Source organism: Sphingobium sp. LB126 (assembly GCF_002795205.1).
Taxonomy (GTDB): domain Bacteria; phylum Pseudomonadota; class Alphaproteobacteria; order Sphingomonadales; family Sphingomonadaceae; genus Sphingobium; species Sphingobium chungbukense.
Map to the genome: position 1 here is coordinate 2,766,935 of NZ_NETV01000001.1, position 18,440 is coordinate 2,785,374.

Here is an 18,440-nt window from a genome sequence, read left to right on the forward strand (position 1 = left end):
GGGCCATGCTTCTCGCGATCGACGCGGGTAACACCAATGTGGTTTTTGCACTGCTTGAGGGGCGGGAAATCCGCGCCCGCTGGCGGATTGCCACCGATCCCCGGCGCACCGCCGACGAATATGCGGTGTGGCTGAACCAGCTTTTGATGCTGGAAGGGTACAAGATCGTGGATGTGGAGGCGGTCATCATCGCCACTGTGGTGCCACGCGCGCTGCATAATCTTCAGGTGCTGGCCGAGAAATATTTCAAGACGACCGCTCTGGTCGCCGGGCAGGCGCCGGTGGAGTGGGGGATCGAACTCGATGTCGCCGAACCGGCCTCGGTCGGTGCGGACCGGGTTGTAAATGCCATCGCCGCCCACCATCTCTACCAGGGCGACCTCATCGTCATCGATTTCGGCACCGCGACCACTTTCGACGTGATCGACTATCACGGCGCGTACAAGGGCGGCATCATCGCGCCGGGCATCAACCTGTCGCTGGATGCGCTGGTGGCGGCGGCGGCGAAACTGCCCAAGATAGCGATCGCGCCACCGGAGAACCGGTCGGTTATCGGTCGCACCACCGAAGCGCAGATGCATATCGGCGTATTCTGGGGCTATGTGGCGATGATGGAGGGATTGGTTGCCCGTATGCGGGCTGAAATCGGCCGTCCAGCCAAGGTGATTTCGACGGGGGGCCTGGCGGTCCTCTTTGATGACAATAGCGATATTTTCGATGCGATCGCGCCCGATCTCACGATCCTGGGCCTCGCACTGCTGCATGAACGGAGTTTGAAACCATAATGACACCTGGAAATGAGTTGATCTTCCTGGCCCTTGGCGGGTCGGGGGAGATCGGCATGAATGTCAATCTCTACGGTTGCCAGGGCAAATGGGTGATGGTCGATCTGGGCCTGACCTTTGCCGATCCGGCCTATCCCGGCGTGGAGCTGGTGCTGCCGGACCTTGCCTTTATCGAGGAACGCAAGGACGACCTGCTCGGCATCGTCCTGACCCATGGGCATGAGGACCATATCGGCGCTATTCCCTATCTCGCCGCTGACCTTGGCGTGCCGCTTTATGCGACGCCCTTCACCGCGGGGCTGATCCGGCTGAAGCTGGAAGAGGAGGGGCTCACCCAAGAGGTCGAGCTGAACGTCATCGACAATGAGGGCAGTTTCGCGCTGGGGCCGTTCGGCTTCCGCTATGTGCCGCTCGCCCATTCGATCCCCGAAGGCAATGCGGTGCTGATCGACACGCCTTATGGCAAGGTTTTCCATACCGGCGATTGGAAGCTCGATGAGACCCCGCTGCTCGGCCAGCCCTCCACGCCCGAAGAACTGACCGCGATCGGGGACGAAGGCGTGCTGGCGCTGGTCTGCGACAGCACCAATGTCTTCAATGCCGAGGCCAGTGGTTCCGAGGGCGATGTTCGTCAAGGGCTGATGGAGACGATCAAGGGCGCCAAGGGGCGCGTGCTGGTCACGACCTTCGCTTCCAACGCAGCGCGGTTGCAAACGCTGGGCGAGGTCGCCAACGCCATGGGGCGCAAGCTCTGCGTGGCGGGGCGGTCGCTCGACCGGATCATTTCGACGGCGCGGACGGCGGGTTACCTCAGGGATTTCCCACCGACCGTCGATTGGGACGATGTCATGGCGCTCCCGCACAACGAGGTGATGATCATCGCCACCGGCGGGCAGGGGGAGGCGCGGGCCGCGCTCTCCCGCATCGCCTTCGACAGCCATCCGATCAAGCTGGACGAGGGCGATCTGGTCGTCTTCTCCTCCAAGCAGATTCCGGGCAATGAGATCGCCATCGGCCGTATCCAGAACGCGCTGGCCGCCAAGGGCGTGCTGATGGTGACGGATCGCCAGGCGGAGGTCCATGTGTCGGGCCATCCGGGGCGTCCCGAACTGGAGTCCATGTATCGCTGGGTGCGGCCGCAGATCCTGCTGCCGGTCCATGGCGAGCGGCGTCATATGGCCGAACAGGCGCGGCTGGGCCTGTCGAGCGGCGTGCCGAGCGCGGTCGTGCAGTCCAATGGCGATGTGCTGCGGCTGGCGCCGAACGGGCCGGAGATTATTGGTCATGAAGCGACCGGGCGTCTGGTGCTGGATGGCGATGTCATCCTGCCGTCGGACGGTTCGACCATGAATGAGCGGCGGAAGGTCTCCCTGCACGGCCAGATCAGCGTTGCCGTGGCGCTGGACGGCAAGGGACGGGTTATTGGGACGCCCGCCTTGCGGACGCAGGGCGTTCCGGTGGAGGAAGACAAAGCGGCCTTTCTGGAAGAGGCCGCGGAAGAAGCGGCCGGCGCGGTCGCCAAGGGATCGCAGGAGGAGGACGCCTTGCGCGAACGTGTGCGTCTGGCGGTGCGGCGCACGGCGACGCGCTGGACGGGCAAGAAGCCGGTAGTGGACGTGCTGCTCATTCGCGCCTAAGCCTGACGCCCATGAACTGGTACGCCATCTTCGCCATCTATGTGCTGTTCTGGGTGATCAGCGCGTTTGTCGTCTTGCCCTTCGGCATCCGCACGCCCGATGAAACGGGTGAAGCGTTGCTGAAGGGGCAGGCGGACAGCGCGCCGAGCAACTTCCGGCCAGGGGTGGTTGCGTTCCGCGCGACGCTTCTGTCTGCGGCCTTGTTCGGAATATATTACGCCAATTATGTCGAAGGATGGGTCACGCTGGAGCGGTGGACGCATATCGGCTGATTGCGGGTGGTGAGCGGAAATGCTCCACTCGTCACCCCGGCTCAAGCCCGGGGTGACGGGAACGGTAATGTCTTGAACTGGCCGCTGCGGACTTGACCCAGGCCCCCACTTGTCCTTGGCCGCACATTCCCGAAAAGAGAGCCGAGCCTGGATCAGTCAGTTTGACGGAAGCCCACTTCGCAGGCCCCACCGGCCCTTAGGATCGGGCCGCAATTCCAGCTTGCAGGAATAGCGATCAGCAACCGACACTTCGCCGCCACGATCATCGCCGCAGGCAATTCCGGTCATCTGGAATGTGATGGTGGTTCGGCGGCCTTGTTGGGTGATTTCTGGTCCCCAACTATCGCCTGACCACATTCGCTGGATCTGACCATCGGCTCGGCCAAGGAAAAGATATGTCGAAACACCCGCAGTCGCCGTGGGCGTAAACGCCGAAAGCGCGCCGGGACAGACGTAACTGCCGCTAAAAACCAGATAATCTGTCAAACCATCACCATTCGCATCCAGCCTGCGAACCATATCCCCCGTCTTGCCGCGCCGCCCAGTGAGTTGCCGGCATATTGCGGCATCGTCGTCGATGATTTGTTGAATGGCAACCGGAAGGGGAGGTGGAGATTTGGCAAGCGCTGCCACGAATGACGTGTCCGCAATTCCGATAATAACGAACACCCACAACCTGCCTCTATTTCTGGCCCTGGGTGTCTTCATCCCGGCATATTATCCAACCTATAATCGAGAGCAAGAGGTGCATCCAGCGGCGGAAACCGGGGGGTAAAGGGCAAATGATCGTCGCTTTGGCCCGTCCTTTAAGGACCATGCGTAACCCAATGGCCACAGCATCCTCCAAAAGCATCCTATTTCTCCGATAGGAGCGATGGAACCTGTCCTATTCCCCGCCGACGGCTCTATCCCGCACCCCTCTTTGACATGTCCGACCAATCGCGCCACCACGCCCACGCGCGCGCAGGCATGCGCGCGCGTACACTGTGAACTTCGGCGTGAAACGCACAGTTTCAGCGACCATACCGGGCCGCTGTCCATCGCTTCGGAGGAGGGGATCTTCGCCGGAAGCGAAGCGCTATTGCCGCAACCGTTCGATCGCCTGCGCCAGCGCGACATAGAGCTTGCCCATGTCCGACGACAGGATCGCCACGCCCAGCGCATTGCCGTCACGGGCCGACAGGATGATCCGCAGCATCGATTCGAAATCGTGGATGTAGCGGTTCACATGATCCTGGAATTCAGGATCATTGTCGTAATGCAGCGCGATTTCGCGGGATTCGCCCGCATCCAGCAGCTTGACCGCGCGGCGGGTGAAAACGCCGCGATCGCCCTTCAGATAGGATGACCAGGCGGAATCGGTCACGTCGTTGGACAATATCTTGGCAACGTCGATCGCGGTGCTGTTGAGCGATTCGATGATCAGCGCGGAACGGCGCGCGAAATGATCGCGATCCCGGTCCTCGGCGGCACGTTCCGCTTCTTCGATCCGGGCCTCGACCGTGGCGCTGGTGTCGGCGATCGTCAGCAACTGGCGGGTGAGGCGGTCGGACGCCTGATGCGCCGCCTTGACGGCCTCCTCCGCGACCTTTGCCACCTGTTCGATCTGGGTGGCGATCTTGTCGCCGATGACCCGCTCCATCGCTTCCTCGCTGGCGTCGGCGAGCGATTGGGCAGCGTCGGGGATGGCACGGCTCAAGGCCTGGCGAGCACGCTCTGCGGCCTGATCGGCGGTATCCTTGACCCGGAGCAGGGCGGTGACGAGCAGCGGTCCGGCGCCCTCCGTGATCCGCGTCGCGTCCTGATGCGCATTGTCGAGCGCGGTGCGCAGCCGTTCGACCAGTTCGCGATTGGCGTCGACGCCGCTCTGCGTGCTTTCCAGCCATTCGCTGAGGCGCCGACCCTGGCCGCGCAGCAGTTCCTCGGCCTCCTGCGTGCGGCCGACCAGCGCCTCGGAAATGGCTTCCAGCCGCTCGATTTCCGGCGCGGCGCTGTCGAGCAGGGTGCGGCTGGTCTCGATCCGCCCATTGAAACGCTCCAGCGCGGCGGGGAAGGTCTCGTCCAGTTCCCGCACGCTGGAATCCAATGCAAGCATCAGCGTTTCGGCGCTGCCGATCAGCTTTTCCGCGGTCATGCCGCCAGCCGCCAGCGCGCCGTCGATGCGCTGCGTCTCGGCGGTGAGGCGTATGAGCGCCGCTGTGAGCCGCTCATTGCGGGCGAGGGCGGTTTCCTCCATCGCGGCGAAGCGCGTCTCGGCGGAACCGACCGCATCGTTGAGGCTGTTCTGAAGCCCGGCGACCAGAGTGCGCTGTCCCTCGACCAGATCGTTGATCTGATGCAGCCGGCTTTCGACCTCGCCGACATGATCGGCCAGATTGGCGACGGTTTCATCGCCGATCGCGGCAATGCCGTCGCGGGAACGCGCGATCAGCGCGTCGAGCGCCTCGCTCTGACGCGAAAGGCCCTCATCGGTGATCGCCATGCCTTCGCGGGCCTGCGTCACGGCAACCTCGATACGCCGGCGCAATTCGGACTCGACCGTTTCCGCGTCGCGCGACAGGGCGGAAAGCGCCGACTGGCTGGTGGCGGCGATCCCGGCCTGCGCACCTTCGATCAGCGATTTGAGCGACAGGGCCTGCGCCGTCAGATTGGCGTCCACCTCCGCCATGGTTTCCTGCGCGCGGCCATGGGTGGTTTCCAGGCGATGGAGCACGTCGATCTCGACCCGGTTCAACTCCTGCGTCAGCAGCGCGATCACCGACTGGGTGGTCTCCGCCACCTCTTCCTTGGTGCGGCTGGTCAGGTCGCCCAGAACGACCGATCTCTGCTCCAGATCCTGCCAGCTTTCCTCCATCGCCCTGCGCGCGCTTTCCATTGTCGCGTCGATCCGCGCGGCGGCGATGTCGGCCATGCCGTTCACCTCCTGCGTCGTGGAACGGGTGGCTTCCTGAAGCTGGGTGAGTTGACTCGACAGGCTCTTGGTGGCGGAGAGCGTGCGCGTGCGGGCATCGTCGGACAATTCGCCGATCGCGTGCAGCCGCGCCTCCAGCATGTCGATCCGTTCCGACAGGGCATGACCGTTGTCGACGATCTGCGCCGACATGCGGGTCGCGCGCTCCTCCAGTTCGGGAATGGAGCCGATCAGCGTTTCCATCCGCTGCACCAGCGCCAGCCCCGCCCGTTCGGCCGCTTCGGCGCGTTCGGCGGTGCTGTTGGCGCGGCCCGCGATCAGTTCGGCCGATGCCTCCATATTGCTGCTCGCGGCGGCGCCATAGCTGTCGAGCAATTCCGCCTGATCCTGCATGGTCTGGCGGGCCGTTTCGAGTTGCCCGGCGATCCGGCCGAGCCGCAGTTCGAGCAGTTCCGCCTCCGTCCGCAGCGCCCGGGCGGTGTCGAGATAGCGGCGCGCTTCGGTCCGGCTGTTGCGCAGCAGCAGCAGATAGCAGACGCCCAGCAGGATCAGCGGAACGAGGATGGTGGCGACCAGCCCCGGCCATGCCGCCGGTCCGCCGCGCCACTGGCCGGACGACAGGGTCGCCCAGCCGGCAAAGCCGACCCAGAGCAGGCCGCCCGCCAGAAACGCCCATTGCGTCCCGCTCAGACCGCGCGCGCCGGTTTCCGGCATGGCATGGTCTTCGTCCAAATCCATGACGGCCTGTTTCAACAGCAGGGTATCATCCGCCTGCGACGCCTCATCGGCCTTCCGGTCCTGGTCACGCCAGAATTCGACTATGGTGCTGCCCCCGTTCATGCCGTCATCCTAGCAGCTTTTGCGCGCACGAAAATGCCCTGTTACCAAAACTTAACGCAAGCCAGATAGCGTCTGCCCCATGTCCTATGATCCAGGCGCCCTGAATGCGGCTTTGGCCGCTGCTGTCGGTGAAGACAGTCGATTGATTGAGGATCTGCGCATTGCCTTCATGGAAAGCGCGGAACGGCAGCTTGATCTGCTGGGCCGGGCCCGATGCGATGCGAACTGGCAGCTCGCGGCCTGGCGTCTGAAGGGGCTGGCGGCGAGCTTCGGGCTGACCAGCCTGATGGCGATGGCCGATGAGGCCGCCGATGCGGCGCCGGGCGATCCCCGGATTTTGCGGCTTTTGCGTGCGTCGCTAAGCGATCTTGCGCGGGATTGAGGTCAGTCGGCTTGCGTGATCGCGTCCGCCTTGTAACAAGGTGGGCTGAACAAAGATCGGGTCGGTTTCATCACGCATGACTTTTGCGGCAATTCTTAGCGCCAGCCGGGCATCCAACGATGCCGCTGGATCGCTGCGCGCCAGCCTGCATTTCGCGGGGCAGACGCTGGTGGAATATCAGGCGCGGCAGGCGACGCGGGCGGGCGCCGACCGAATCATGATCCTGGTGAGCGTGATCACGCCCGCCTTGTCGCAGGCGGTCGACCGGCTGTCGGCGGACGGGATCGCCGTCGCGCTGATCCGCGACATGGTGTCGATGGTGCGCGACGCGCCGCGCCATGCCGATACGCTGCTGGTGGCCGACGGTGCGATCGTGGGGCAGGCCTATTTCGAAGCCATGGCGAAGAATGAGGGCAATGCCCTGCTCGTCGCCGACGACAGCCGCGCCAGCGCCCCGTTCGAGCGGATCGACGCGGGGCAGCGCTGGGCGGGCCTGGCGCGGATCAGCCCGGATCTGCTGTTCAACACGCTCGACATGATCGGGGAGTGGGACCTGTCGCTGACCCTGGTGCGGGCAGCGGTGCAGGCCGGGGCGCGGCGCGTCACCGTGCCGCAGGACGATCTGATGGAAGGCCGGGTGGCGCTGGTCGAGGCGCAGGATCAGGCGGATCTGGCGGCGCAGGCCGTGCTGTCTCATGGGCCGCGCGGGTTGCGGGTGCGCGGCGCGGCAGAGCAATATCTGCTGGTGCCGGCGGCGCGCCTGGCGGCGCCTGCGCTGATGCGGATGCAGGTGCCTGCCTTGCAGGTGCGAATTGCGGCCATGGCCCTGGGTGCGATCGCGCTGGTGCCGATCGAGCTGTCTTGGACGGGGGCGGGCCTTTGCCTGCTGCTGCTGTCGCTGTTATTGGCGGAAACGGCGGACCGGCTTGACGAAATGGCGCTGCGCCCCCTGCCGATGGGATGGATCGCCTTTGTCGCGCCGGCCTTTGCCGTGGCCGGGATCGCGCTGTCGGGGCAGGGGACGGTGTCCAGCTATCTGGCGCTGTTGCTGGCGATCATCCAGATGGCGGATCGCTGGCGCAAGGTGGGCACGGTGCGGCCGTGGATGATCTTCACCCCGGCCAGCGCCTTGATCCTGCTGCTGGCCGCGGCGCTGACGGGTTCGCTGGCGTTGATGGCGGAAGTGGCGATGGCCTGCGCCATCGTCTCGGCCGGGGCGATGATCCTGCTGCGTCGCGATTGAGCGATTTCCCGTCGAATGGCGTCGGCCGGCGGTCGATATGGTTCGATCGGATCGAAAAACGCTCGGCGCGATTTTGCTCGTTACGGTTTAGTGCATTTTAACGACGTGCCATTATGCTGGCCTGTATGAGCGCCTTTTCGTCCCTGATCGGATCGACGGCTGCGGACAACTGGCCGATGGCGCAGGTCATGGCCGGCATGTCCGCCGTGCCCGTCGGGCATGCCATTGATCTGGCGTTTTTCTTTCCCGACGATGGACGGGACCGTCATGACGCGCTGATGGCGGAGACGCGGCGGCATCTGGGCGGATGCCTGACCGCGATCGAGATCGGACTGCGGCTGGCGCTGGAGCAAACGCCCGAAATCGCGGCGGCTCTGGAGCAATGGCCGCAACCGATCTGCTGGCCCACTATATGTGGACAGCCGACCTTGCTGGGGCCGGCTCTGCTGGCGCATATGCAGATGCGGGGCGGATTGAGCCTGATGTTGCGGCAGTTCGGGCGGCCGGATGGCGACCATGGCGAATCGGAGGCGGGGCCACTCTTCTCTGCCGATGATATGTCGATTGGCGATGCGATGGCCGCGCTGACGCTGGCGGAGGGGCGCTGGCTGACGACCGGCGCGGAGGACCAGCCCATGCCGCCGGACCTGCCGGCTGGACATTTCGCGGAATTGCTCTGGACCGCGACGGCTTGCCTGGCGGCGGTGGCGCAGCGGAGCGGGACGGTGGACCCGGACGCGGTCTTGCCTGTGTTCGAGGCGGCAGGACAGGTGTTGCTTGCGCGCCATGATGAGGCAACGGGGCCGATAGCCGCTGCGGACCGGCTGGTTCGGTCGCTGGGGGAGCGTGCCGATGCGCCGGAACTGATGGGCGCGGCGCTGGCGCAACGACGGTTCCTGCTGTTCACCGCATTGGCCGGGCGGCGTTTGCGCATGGAGAGCGTTCAAGTCGCGGACATTCTGGTGATGGGACCGGTCGGGCAGGTGGCGGCCTTGTGCCGGGCGCTGGGCGGATCGGATTCCGATTACCGGCATCTGCTGCTGGCCTTGCGCCCGGTACGGCCGTCACTCTCCGATACGCGGATCGTCGGCGAGGCGCTGCGCTATCAGGATTTGACGGTGGAGCAGGCGGATGCCGCTGTGAGCGTCATGCGTACGCCTGTCGCCCTGCGGGCCAAGCTGGATCATTTGCGGCGGATCACTGGTTGATGCACATGCCGTCGCATCCCGCCGTCATCCGGGCGACGGTCGCCGCGGATGGCCGATTGCTGAGCGCGGACGCGCCCCTGCTCGCCTTGCAGCAGGAGGCGGGCGGCGAACTGGGCGAAGTTCTGGCGATTCCGCAACTCGCGGCGATAGCGCGGCTGGCGGCGAAGCTGGGCATCGGGGTGTCGCGACCGGTGGTGGCAGCGGCCGATCGCGGTGACATAGACATGTGGGTCCGGGCCAAGCCCGATGGTGCTTCCATCCAGATGGCGATCATCGACTGGTATGAGCGACCTCCCGCCGCCGTGCCTGTCGATCTGGCCCAGCGGGATATGGACATTGCGGCCTTGTCCGAGGGCTGGACCTGGCAGATCGACACGCAGTTGCGGTTCCAGATGGTGTTGGAAGGGCAGGGTGCACAGGGGATATTGCCGGGCACGTCACCTGTGCCGGGCAGCCCCTTCACCAGCTATTTCGAATTACGGCCTGACGGAGAGGGTGATCTGCCCATATTGCGGGGTTTCGCCCAGCGGCGTGCCTTTCGCGGACAATCGGCCAGCCTGGCAAGCGATGCGGCGCAGCATTTCGCCTTGTCGGGTTTCCCGATGTTCGACCTTGCGGGGCAGTTGGTGGGCTATCGCGGCAAGGCGCTGCCGATCGACCGGGCGGTCATGGCGCCGCTCGCCGAGCCGGAGCCGGCGGTACTTTATCCCGCCGAATTCGGGAAGCGTCTGGACCGGTCGCTGCGCCAGCCGTTGGGACGGATCATTGCCAATGCCGATTCGATCGGGGCCCAGTTCGAAGGTCCCCTGCGGCCGGATTATGTGGGCTATGCCAATGACATAGCGGCGGCGGGGCGGCATCTGATGGCGCTGATCGACGATCTGGCCGATCTCCAGGCGATCGACCGGCCCGATTTTACCGTCATCGCCGAAGAACTGGACCTGGCGGATCTTGGGCGGCGGGCGGCAGGCCTGTTCCTCGTCAAGGCGATGGATCGCGGGATTTCCATCGTGGCGCCGGAAGTGGAAGCGTCGCAGCCCGCGGTGGGGGAATTCCGCCGGGCCTTGCAGATATTGATGAACCTGGTGGGCAATGCGGTGCGTTACGCTCCGGAAGGATCGATCGTGCGGATCGAGACGGGACGGGCCGGTGAGCAGGCGTGGATCGCGGTCCTGGACCAGGGGGACGGCGTGCCGGAAGACAGCCGTGAGCGGATTTTCGAGAAGTTCGAGCGCCTCGGCCGCAGCGATGCCGGGGGCAGTGGGCTTGGCCTTTATATTTCGCGGCGGCTGGCACGGGCGATGGGCGGTGACATTGGTATCGGTGACGCGCCCGATGGCGGCGCGAGGTTTGCCCTGCTGCTGCCCGCTTTGGACTGAAACGAAAAACGGCGCCCGGTTGGGCGCCGTCTTCTTGAAGCGATGAAAGCGGATTAGCGCTTTTCGACCGGCACATAGTCGCGCTGCGACGGGCCGGTGTAGAGCTGGCGCGGACGGCCGATCTTCTGCGCTGGGTCGGAGATCATTTCGTTCCACTGCGCGACCCAGCCGACGGTGCGGGCCAGCGCGAAGAGCACGGTGAACATCTCGGTCGGGAAGCCGATGGCCGAGAGGATCACGCCCGAGTAGAAGTCGACGTTCGGGTAAAGCTTCTTCTCGATGAAATAAGGATCGTGGAGCGCGATCTGCTCCAGTTCCTTCGCCACGTCGAAGATCGGATCGTTGACGCCCAGCTTGGCGAGAACGTCCTTCGCGGTCTTCTGCATCACGGTCGCGCGCGGGTCGTAATTCTTGTAGACGCGATGTCCGAAGCCCATCAGGCGGAACGGATCGTCCTTGTTCTTGGCGCGGGCGATATATTCCGGAATGCGGTCGACGGTGCCGATCTCGCGCAGCATGTTGAGCGCGGCTTCGTTCGCGCCGCCATGCGCCGGACCCCACAGGCAGGCGATGCCCGCCGCGATGCAGGCGAAGGGGTTGGCGCCCGAGGAACCCGCCAGACGCACGGTCGATGTCGAGGCGTTCTGCTCATGGTCGGCGTGCAGGGTGAAGATCTTGTCCATCGCGTCGACGACGACCGGGTCGATGACATATTCCTCCGCCGGGACCGAGAAGGTCATGTTCAGGAAGTTGGCGGTGTAGGACAGGTCGTTGCGCGGATAGACGAAGGGCTGACCCACCGAATATTTGTACGCCATGGCGGCGATCGTCGGCATCTTGGCGATCAGGCGGTGGCTGGCGATCTTGCGCTGTTCCGGGTCGTTGATGTCGGTCGAGTCGTGGTAGAAGGCCGACAGCGCGCCGACCACGCCGCACATGATCGCCATCGGGTGCGCGTCGCGGCGGAAACCGCGATAGAAGGTGGTGAGCTGTTCATGCACCATGGTGTGGCGCGTGATCGTGCGGGTGAAGTCCTCCAATTCCTTCTTCGAGGGCAGTTCGCCGTTGAGGAGGAGGTAGGACACTTCCATGAAGCTCGACTGTTCGGCGAGCTGGTCGATCGGATAACCACGGTGCAGCAGTACGCCGGCGTCGCCGTCGATATAGGTCAGACCCGAATCGCAGCTGGCGGTCGAGGTGAAGCCGGGATCGTAGGTGAACATGCCGGTGTTGGCGTAGAGCTTGCGGACGTCGATGACCTGCGGTCCGACCGTGCCGTTCAGAATGGCATAGTCCTTCGCGTCTCCGCCGACGCTCAAAGTGGCATTGTTATCCGACATGGTATTCTCCTGATACTTCAATTGGTCGATGCGTGCCTCACAGCGGCCAATCGTTCCAAGCTCTCCGCCTTCCCCAGAAGGAAAAGGACGTCGAAAATTCCCGGCGAAACCGTGCGACCGGTCAACGCCGCGCGCAAAGGCTGCGCGACCTTTCCAAGCCCGAGGCCGGCATCCTCTGCCACGCGGCGTATCGCTTCCTCGATCGCTTCGACCGTCCAGGATGGGACGGGTGCAAGAGCGTCGGCTGTCTGTCCCAGCAGCGCGCGCGCCGAGTCGTCTAGCAGAGCAAGGGCCTTGTCGTCAAAATCCAGTGGGCAATTTTTGAACAAATATTCTGCGCCCTCGGCAATTTCGTTAAGCGTCTTGGCGCGGGGCTTGAGGGAGGGCATGGCGTCGGTCAGCAGCTTTTCCGCGCCTGCCGGAAGGACGATGGCCAGTCTTTGCGCGATCCGGGGCGCCACCAGCGCGGCCAGGCGCGCATCGTCCGCTTCACGCAGATAATGACCGTTGAGATTCTCCAGCTTCTTGATGTCGAAGCGCGAGGGCGAGCGGCCGACGCCTGCAATATCGAACAGCTCGACCGCGCGGTCGCGGGAGATGATCTCCTCGTCGCCATGGCCCCAGCCCAGGCGCAGCAGATAGTTGAGCACCGCTTCGGGCAGCATGCCCATTTCGTCGCGATAGGCGTCGACGCCGAGCGCGCCGTGGCGCTTTGACAGCTTGGCCCCGTCCGATCCGTGGATCAGGGGGATATGGGCGTAGATCGGCTCTTCCCAATTCATCGCCCTTATGATGCCGAGCTGCCGGAATGCATTGTTGAGATGATCGTCGCCGCGAATGACGTGGGTCACGCCCATGTCATGGTCGTCGACCACCACGGCCAGCATGTAAGTCGGCGTGCCGTCGGAGCGCAGGAGGATCATGTCGTCCAGCTCCGCATTCTGGACGACGACGCGCCCCTGCACGGCGTCCTCGATGACGGTTTCGCCGGTTCGCGGGGCCTTCAGGCGAATGACATGGGGCGCGCCTTCGGGAGCTTCCTCCGGGGAGCGGTCGCGCCAGCGACCGTCATAGCGCATCGGCTGCTTGGCGGCGCGCTGCTGTTCGCGCAATTCGGCCAGTTCCTCGGGCGTCGCATAGCAGCGATAGGCATGGCCGGCCGCGAGCAACTGGTTGGCGACCTCGGCATGGCGGGGCGTTCGTTCGAACTGGAACACCGCCGGTTCGTCGCCGCCAAGGCCCAGCCATTCCAGTCCGTCGAAGATTGCGGCGACCGCCTCCTGCGTCGAGCGGGCACGATCGGTATCCTCGATCCGCAGCAGGAACCTGCCACCATGATGGCGCGCGAACAGCCAGTTGAACAGCGCGGTCCGCGCCCCCCCGATATGAAGAAAACCGGTGGGCGACGGCGCAAAACGGGTTACTACCTGTCTGTTCGAACCCGTGGCACTCACCGCTTCATTCCCTGACATTCGCTCCGATATCCACCTGGCCTATCCATGATCGCGACGCCCCCTAGCATGGCTTTCGAGCCACGACAAACCTCCGTTGTCGGTTATGGCCGACACGGCGCGCTGTCGCTTTTGGAGAGGGTGGAAGCCTGGCTGGAGGAGGAGCGCGAGCAGCTGCCGCTATGGGTCCCCGTGGCGCTCGGTGCGGGAATTGCGGCCTGGTTTTCTTTGCCTAACAGATTGGGATGGCTGGCCTTTTGTAGCGCTTCACTGGCCCTGGCCTGTGCCGCGTTGCTCCTGCCGAGCGGCGGGCGGCTGCGCCGGGCGGTCCTGATCGGAAGCATGATGGCCTGTTTCGGCTGCGTACTGATCTGGGGGAAGGCGACGTTTTTGGGTGCGCCGCCATTGGCCCAGGCGGTGTTCGTCGAGGTGAGCGGAGAGGTGAAACGGCTCAATCCGGTCCCGGCTCAGAAGATGAGTCGCATGCTGGTGCGGCCGATTGACGCCCCTGGCCTGCCGCCGCTCATCCGGGTCAATCTGGACGATGAACTGACACCCGCCGGCCTGGGGAGAGGCGCGGTCGTGCGTTTTCGTACAAGATTGATGCCGCCTGCATCGCCGGGCCTGCCTGGTGGATATGATTTTGCGCGGCGGGCCTATTTCGACGGCATCGGGGCGACGGGCCGCGTTCTCAAGCCGATCGCGCTATTGCGACCGGCTTCCGCGCCGCCGCCGATGAGGGAGCGGCTGTTCGCGCATATCGTTGGGCAGATTCCCGGCGCCGGCGGTGGCATCGCCGCCGCGCTGGCGACGGGGGATCAGGGGGCGATCGCGGAGGATGATGCCGAGGCGATGCGGCGCAGCGGCCTCGCGCACTTGCTGTCGATCAGCGGCCTGCATGTGACGGCTCTCATCGCGGCGGTCGTGTTCCTGTTGATGCGGGCGATGGCGCTCAGCCGGCGGGCGGCGCTGGATTGGCCGTTGATGCTGATCGCGGCGGGCGGCGGCGCGCTTGCGGGCATCGGCTATACATTGCTGACCGGAGCGGAAGTGCCGACCGTGCGGTCCTGCGTCGCCGCCTTGCTGGTGCTGGGCGGGCTGGCCATGGGGCGGGACGCCATCACATTGCGGTTGGTTGCGGCCGGTGCGCTGGTGGTGCTGCTGGCCTGGCCGGAGGCGTTGGTGGGTCCCAGTTTCCAGATGAGCTTCGCCGCCGTGGTCGCGCTGGTCGCGTTGGGTGAGCATCCGCGTTTCCGGGGCTTCATCGCCGCACGGGAAGAGGCCAGTTGGCGTCGGTTGGGCCGGCACTTGCTGGCCATGCTGGCGACGGGGCTGGTGGTGGAACTGGTGCTTGCGCCGATCGCCATCTTCCATTTTCACAAGGCGGGAATGTTGGGGGCCATCGCCAATCTGGTGGCGATTCCGCTCACCACCTTTGTCATCATGCCGCTGGAAGCGCTCGCCTTGCTGTTCGATCTGTGTGGATGGGGCGCGCCCTTCTGGTGGCTCACTGCACGCGCGCTCGATCTGTTGCTGCTCGTTGCGCATGGGGTGGCGTCCAGTCCCTGGGCGATCATGCGATCATCCGCGCAGTCCGGCGGGATTTTCGCGCTGATCCTTGCAGGCCTGCTCTGGTGCCTGCTGTGGCGCAGCCGATGGCGCTGGGTAGGGCTGATCCCCGCGGCGGCGGGCGTAGCGATGATCCTGAAAAGCGGGCCGCCCACCTTGTTGATAACGGGAGACGGTCGTCATGTGGCGGTCCGGACCGCGAGCGGGGGCATGGCTATTTTGCGGGAGAGGGCCGGAGGCTATGTGCGCGATGCGCTCGCCGAAACCGCCGGCTATGACGGTATGCTGGAAGCGATGGCTGCCATGCCAGCATCGCGCTGTTCACCTGACCTTTGTGCGGTACGGTTGAAGGGCGATGGACGGAACTGGGACATACTGGTGACGCGGAGCAGCGCCAGGATCGAGAGCGGGGTGCTGGCCCGAGACTGTGCACGGGCGGATATCGTGATCAGCGACCGGTTCCTCCCCGTTTCCTGCCGTCCACGCTGGCTGAAAGCGGACCGGCGCCTGCTTGCGCGGACCGGAGGGCTGGCCATTGACCTCGAAGTCCCCTTCGTCCGCACCGTCAGAAGCGTGGATGACGAGCATCCCTGGATTGCGCGGTCCGCGTTCAGGCTGCGCCGATCCTCTCAATTATAGCGGCGCAGCAATCCTGCGAGCTTGCCCTGGATGCGGACCTGCTGCGGATCGTAGATTTGCGGCTCATAGGCGCTGTTCGCCGGATCGAGCCGGACCTTGGGTCCTTCGCGCCGGAAATATTTGAGCGTCGCTTCGCTGTCGTCGATCAGGGCAACGACGATCTGTCCTTCCCGCGCGACGTCGGTTCGCTGGATCAATGCGAAGTCGCCGTCGAGAATGCCCGCCTCCATCATGGAATCACCCGCAACCTCCAGCGCATAATGGTCGCCGGAACCCAGCAGCGCCGCCGGCACGGAGAGCATGTTCTGCCCTTCCAGGGCCTCGATCGGCACGCCCGCCGCAATCCGTCCGTGCAGAGGGATTTCCAGCACGTCATTGGCGGCGATCGGAGCGCTTGCCACCAGTTGCGGCTTGGGCGGCGTGATGACTTTCGGCGCATTGCGATGCATGGCCTCGGGAAGTTTCAGAACCTCCAGCGCGCGGGCGCGGTTGGGCAGCCGACGGATGAAACCGCGCTCCTCCAGCGCATTGATCAGGCGATGGATGCCGGATTTGGACCTGAGATCCAGCGCTTCCTTCATTTCCTCGAAGGACGGGGACACGCCTCCCTCCTCCAGCCGGGTCTGAATGAAGCTCAGCAATTCCTGTTGCTTGATGGTCAACATGCCTGCTTGCCCTCCTTGGAACGGATGGAGAACGCATAGGAAACGAAAAAGGGGAAGTCAAGCGCTTGGTTATTATCCCCTTGAAACAAGTAAGCGGATATGGCATAGAATAGGCATGAGCAACAAAGCCCCTACGCTGCGCCAGTTCCAAGACCGCTTCCCGACTGAGGATAGCTGCCTCGATCATCTGATGCGCGTCCGCTACGGGAACCGCCATGATTGCGAGAAGTGCGGCAAGTCGGCTCATTTCTACCGCGTGAAGGGCCGCCGCTCCTACGCTTGCGAGTATTGCGGCGCGCAGGTTTACCCGACTGCTGGAACGCCCTTTGACCGCACTCGCACCAGTCTGCGCGATTGGTTCTTTGTCATGTTCCAGTTCTGCGCTTCGCGGAACGGCGTTGCCGCCAAGGAAGTCGAGCGCCAGCTAGGCGTGACCTACAAGACTGCTTGGCGCATGTGCCACATGATCCGCGAATATATGGGACAATTTGACGGCGATGATCCGGTGGGCGGCTTCGGCAAGATCGTGGAAGTCGATGAAACCTACATCGGCGGCAAGCAGGAAGGTAAAGGCGCGGGTAACTACCGTGACAACAAGGCCATCGTGATCGGAATGCACGAGCGCAACGGCGACGTTATCACCCGCGTTGTTCCGAACCGGAAGCGCGCAACGCTGGAACCGCACGTTTTCAACAACGTGAAGCCCTACAGCGAAATCCACACGGACGAACTAATCAGCTACGATAATTTGGGCGAGTTCAAGGGCTACTGGCACAAGACCGTCAACCACAGCGCCGATCAGTATGTCGGCCCGACTGGAACGACCGTGAATGGCATCGAAGGTTTTTGGGCGCAGCTAAAGCGCGGGATCAACGGCACTCACATTCATGTCAGCGAGAAGCATCTTTCGAAGTATCTCGCGGAGTTCGAGTTTCGCCACAATATGCGCGACGTTCCGCATCTGATGCTGGATCGCCTAATGGTTTCTTTTTCCCGCTGACAGGCGCGTGGCCGTGGGCCATTGCATCTAGTAGTCGGTCGAAGCGCTTATTCGTATCATCCGTCATATCGGTAAATTCCAAGCTTGTTTTGTGCTGACGTATCAAAAACGTCATCGCCCTCCTCTTGGACATAGAGGCATGGCGAAAGCTTTTGGCCAACGTGACTGATCATTTCTATATAGATTTTTCTCCGCTGCGTCAGCCATCGCCCGTGACACTCAAGGATGGCTACGTTTCTCGACCCGCCAATAAAATTCTCTGTTTTGAGCGGCCCCCAGCCGCGCTTCCTTTTGTGATCCCATCCCGCTGTTGGGATGCCCATATCAACAATTGGAATATCAAGTGTCTGCCCCGCTTGGGCATTATAGCTGTTCGCGATTTTCAGCACATATTCAAAAGGTTGCTGACCTCGACCTGTGCATGAGTATACGCGCAGAACTAAATCGACGCGCCGGACTTTGCGGATAAATCTTATTCTGAGCCGAACGCCAATATCGGTAGCAGGCATGACACCGCCCCACTCAGGGCCTGACCAATGCCCCGCATGGAGATGGGCAACCTCAAACTTGTCGCTAACTTTATGCCAGAACTGCCAAACGCGAGAGTCATTCCCGCGAAGTAGGTCATACCATAGCGTTGCAAGGGCGACTCCTATGGAGAAAGGATATGCCCAGTCAGGCACCGCCGTGACCCATCGGTATTGCGGGTTGGCTTCCAGCCATTTCCCGCAGAGGAAAAGCAACGGGCTTTGCAAAATCAGTAGGTAATTTGCATCCGCCAGATGGATTCGACTCGGCATTCCCATGCGCTCGCATATCACAGCCTCCTACTTGTCGGAAAGGGATAATCACCAAGCGCTTAACCGTTGGCCGCATTTGCCGGAACGCCAGCGTCCACGGGCCGTTCTATAGCGGCCTCCCTTCAAGGAGGTGAATAGGAGAGTAAGATGGCCAACCAGAATAATCAGGACAAGAATCAGCGCCGTGATCAACAGGGCGGTGATCGTTCCAGCCAGGGTGGACGCCAGCAGCAGCAGGAAAACCGGCAGGGTCAGATGGGCGATGAACGCCGTCAGGACAAGGCGCCCGGAAAGCAACAGCGCTGATCGGGTCGGCCGT

Annotated in this window: 16 protein-coding genes; 10 read left to right on the top strand and 6 right to left on the bottom strand. The window is 63.6% G+C overall.

The window, feature by feature from the left end; genetic code table 11:
- Positions 1-5 precede the first annotated feature (5 nt).
- From CAF53_RS13605 to CAF53_RS13615, 3 genes are read left to right on the top strand one after another with little or no spacing between them, the layout of a single operon-like run.
- Positions 6-785 carry a type III pantothenate kinase gene (locus CAF53_RS13605; protein WP_100238327.1) on the top strand — a complete coding sequence of 260 codons (780 nt, stop codon included), beginning with the start codon at positions 6-8 and terminating at the stop codon, positions 783-785.
- The gene (locus CAF53_RS13610) at positions 785-2,422 is read left to right on the top strand and encodes a ribonuclease J (RefSeq protein WP_046764473.1); all 1,638 of its coding nucleotides are present in this window, start codon (positions 785-787) and stop codon (positions 2,420-2,422) included. The genes CAF53_RS13605 and CAF53_RS13610 overlap by 1 nt, the downstream gene beginning before the upstream one ends.
- Positions 2,423-2,433: 11 nt before the next feature.
- Positions 2,434-2,694, top strand: a complete 261-nt coding sequence (locus CAF53_RS13615) for a DUF1467 family protein (protein ID WP_046764472.1) — start codon at positions 2,434-2,436, stop codon at positions 2,692-2,694.
- 156 nt (positions 2,695-2,850) lie between these two features.
- Here CAF53_RS13615 and CAF53_RS27095 read toward each other — a convergent pair whose 3' ends face one another.
- Both CAF53_RS27095 and CAF53_RS13620 read right to left on the bottom strand, forming a co-directional pair.
- Positions 2,851-3,363, bottom strand: coding sequence for a hypothetical protein (locus CAF53_RS27095; protein ID WP_157801263.1), 513 nt, complete (start codon positions 3,361-3,363; stop codon positions 2,851-2,853).
- A gap of 409 nt (positions 3,364-3,772) precedes the next feature.
- Complete coding sequence (locus tag CAF53_RS13620; RefSeq protein WP_100238328.1) at positions 3,773-6,445, bottom strand: hypothetical protein; 2,673 nt, start codon at positions 6,443-6,445, stop codon at positions 3,773-3,775.
- Between the two features lie 79 nt (positions 6,446-6,524).
- Here CAF53_RS13620 and CAF53_RS13625 point away from each other — a divergent pair, with 79 nt between their 5' ends.
- From CAF53_RS13625 to CAF53_RS13640, 4 genes are all read left to right on the top strand, one after another.
- Positions 6,525-6,827, top strand: a complete 303-nt coding sequence (locus CAF53_RS13625; RefSeq protein ID WP_046764470.1) for a hypothetical protein — start codon at positions 6,525-6,527, stop codon at positions 6,825-6,827.
- Between the two features lie 76 nt (positions 6,828-6,903).
- Entirely contained in the window at positions 6,904-8,070 is a 1,167-nt protein-coding gene (locus CAF53_RS13630; RefSeq protein WP_100238329.1) for a hypothetical protein, read from the top strand.
- Between the two features lie 125 nt (positions 8,071-8,195).
- Entirely contained in the window at positions 8,196-9,278 is a 1,083-nt protein-coding gene (locus CAF53_RS13635) for a DUF2336 domain-containing protein (RefSeq protein ID WP_242443442.1), read from the top strand.
- Positions 9,278-10,657, top strand: a complete 1,380-nt coding sequence (locus tag CAF53_RS13640; protein WP_100238331.1) for a HAMP domain-containing sensor histidine kinase — start codon at positions 9,278-9,280, stop codon at positions 10,655-10,657. The genes CAF53_RS13635 and CAF53_RS13640 overlap by 1 nt, the downstream gene beginning before the upstream one ends.
- 53 nt (positions 10,658-10,710) lie before the next feature.
- Here the strand turns inward: CAF53_RS13640 and CAF53_RS13645 are convergent, their stop codons facing one another.
- Together CAF53_RS13645 and gltX are read right to left on the bottom strand one after the other, a co-directional pair.
- A complete protein-coding gene (locus tag CAF53_RS13645) occupies positions 10,711-11,997 on the bottom strand; it encodes a citrate synthase (protein ID WP_046764466.1) in 1,287 nt (428 codons plus the stop codon).
- Positions 11,998-12,014: 17 nt separating this feature from the next.
- Positions 12,015-13,469 (bottom strand): glutamate--tRNA ligase, encoded by a 1,455-nt coding sequence (gltX, locus tag CAF53_RS13650; RefSeq protein ID WP_046764465.1) that lies wholly within the window; start codon positions 13,467-13,469, stop codon positions 12,015-12,017.
- A gap of 120 nt (positions 13,470-13,589) precedes the next feature.
- Between gltX and CAF53_RS13655 the strand changes: the two genes are divergently transcribed.
- Positions 13,590-15,656, top strand: a complete 2,067-nt coding sequence (locus CAF53_RS13655; RefSeq protein WP_242443443.1) for a ComEC/Rec2 family competence protein — start codon at positions 13,590-13,592, stop codon at positions 15,654-15,656.
- On the opposite strand, the gene lexA is transcribed toward CAF53_RS13655, so the two are convergent.
- Positions 15,647-16,321, bottom strand: a complete 675-nt coding sequence (gene lexA / locus CAF53_RS13660; RefSeq protein ID WP_046764463.1) for a transcriptional repressor LexA — start codon at positions 16,319-16,321, stop codon at positions 15,647-15,649. The two genes, CAF53_RS13655 and lexA, sit on opposite strands and share 10 nt — an antisense overlap.
- A gap of 115 nt (positions 16,322-16,436) precedes the next feature.
- On the opposite strand from lexA, the gene CAF53_RS13665 reads away from it, so the two are divergent.
- Positions 16,437-17,321, top strand: a complete 885-nt coding sequence (locus CAF53_RS13665; protein WP_100238333.1) for an IS1595 family transposase — start codon at positions 16,437-16,439, stop codon at positions 17,319-17,321.
- 56 nt (positions 17,322-17,377) lie between these two features.
- Here CAF53_RS13665 and CAF53_RS27100 read toward each other — a convergent pair whose 3' ends face one another.
- Positions 17,378-18,127: a hypothetical protein gene (locus CAF53_RS27100; protein WP_157801264.1), complete on the bottom strand. Its 750-nt coding sequence runs from the start codon at positions 18,125-18,127 to the stop codon at positions 17,378-17,380.
- 141 nt (positions 18,128-18,268) lie between these two features.
- Between CAF53_RS27100 and CAF53_RS27565 the strand changes: the two genes are divergently transcribed.
- On the top strand, positions 18,269-18,427 hold the full coding sequence (locus CAF53_RS27565) for a hypothetical protein (protein WP_197707417.1): 159 nt from the start codon (positions 18,269-18,271) through the stop codon (positions 18,425-18,427).
- Positions 18,428-18,440 lie beyond the last annotated feature (13 nt).

Excerpts from the sequence above, each read along its gene's own strand:
- CAF53_RS13665 (WP_100238333.1), top strand. The coding sequence starts at position 16,437 with ATGAGCAACAAAGCCCCTACGCTGCGCCAGTTCCAAGACCGCTTCCCG.
- gltX (WP_046764465.1), bottom strand. The coding sequence starts at position 13,469 with ATGTCAGGGAATGAAGCGGTGAGTGCCACGGGTTCGAACAGACAGGTA.
- CAF53_RS27100 (WP_157801264.1), bottom strand. The coding sequence starts at position 18,127 with ATGGGAATGCCGAGTCGAATCCATCTGGCGGATGCAAATTACCTACTG.
- CAF53_RS13630 (WP_100238329.1), top strand. The coding sequence starts at position 6,904 with ATGACTTTTGCGGCAATTCTTAGCGCCAGCCGGGCATCCAACGATGCC.
- CAF53_RS13645 (WP_046764466.1), bottom strand. The coding sequence starts at position 11,997 with ATGTCGGATAACAATGCCACTTTGAGCGTCGGCGGAGACGCGAAGGAC.
- CAF53_RS13615 (WP_046764472.1), top strand. The coding sequence starts at position 2,434 with ATGAACTGGTACGCCATCTTCGCCATCTATGTGCTGTTCTGGGTGATC.
- CAF53_RS13620 (WP_100238328.1), bottom strand. The coding sequence starts at position 6,445 with ATGAACGGGGGCAGCACCATAGTCGAATTCTGGCGTGACCAGGACCGG.
- CAF53_RS13640 (WP_100238331.1), top strand. The coding sequence starts at position 9,278 with ATGCACATGCCGTCGCATCCCGCCGTCATCCGGGCGACGGTCGCCGCG.
- CAF53_RS13625 (WP_046764470.1), top strand. The coding sequence starts at position 6,525 with ATGTCCTATGATCCAGGCGCCCTGAATGCGGCTTTGGCCGCTGCTGTC.
- lexA (WP_046764463.1), bottom strand. The coding sequence starts at position 16,321 with ATGTTGACCATCAAGCAACAGGAATTGCTGAGCTTCATTCAGACCCGG.
- CAF53_RS13605 (WP_100238327.1), top strand. The coding sequence starts at position 6 with ATGCTTCTCGCGATCGACGCGGGTAACACCAATGTGGTTTTTGCACTG.
- CAF53_RS13610 (WP_046764473.1), top strand. The coding sequence starts at position 785 with ATGACACCTGGAAATGAGTTGATCTTCCTGGCCCTTGGCGGGTCGGGG.
- CAF53_RS27565 (WP_197707417.1), top strand. The coding sequence starts at position 18,269 with ATGGCCAACCAGAATAATCAGGACAAGAATCAGCGCCGTGATCAACAG.
- CAF53_RS13635 (WP_242443442.1), top strand. The coding sequence starts at position 8,196 with ATGAGCGCCTTTTCGTCCCTGATCGGATCGACGGCTGCGGACAACTGG.